Origin of the sequence: Roseixanthobacter psychrophilus, assembly GCF_043195195.1 — a bacterium.
Classification (GTDB): domain Bacteria; phylum Pseudomonadota; class Alphaproteobacteria; order Rhizobiales; family Xanthobacteraceae; genus NCEH01.
The window spans coordinates 1-364 of record NZ_JBAFWT010000207.1; the positions used below are offsets into that span (position 1 = coordinate 1).

Annotated in this window: 1 pseudogene; it reads left to right on the forward strand. The window is 60.7% G+C overall.

Features of this window, described 5'->3' with window-relative positions:
* Positions 1 to 346: pseudogene (locus tag V5F77_RS29220) on the forward strand (Mu transposase C-terminal domain-containing protein); the annotation flags it as partial.
* Positions 347 to 364: the final 18 nt, after the last annotated feature.

Below are 364 nucleotides of genomic sequence, written 5' to 3' on the forward strand. Positions count from 1 at the left end.
TGTGAAGTACGATCCGCGCGACCTGGCGCGCATCTTCATTCGACGGCCATCTGGAAACTTCGTGGAAGCCCGCTATGCCGACGTGACCCTGCCTTCGATCACACTGCACGAGGCAGTTACCGCCCGACGCACCCTTCTGGCGAAAGGTCGCCGTGAAGTCGACACCGGCGCAATCGTCCGCACCGCCATCGCACAGCGTGAGTTGGTCGAGGCGGCAACGAAGAGGACGGCAGCGGCACGACGCGGGTTGGCTTCTTCGAAATCGAAGGTGGACGATCGCGGATGGGGCTCGCTCCGCGGTGTCGACTCCAGCAAACCTGTACCCTTTGTTGAGGATACAGATTGAGCTGGAGTGAATATGAAC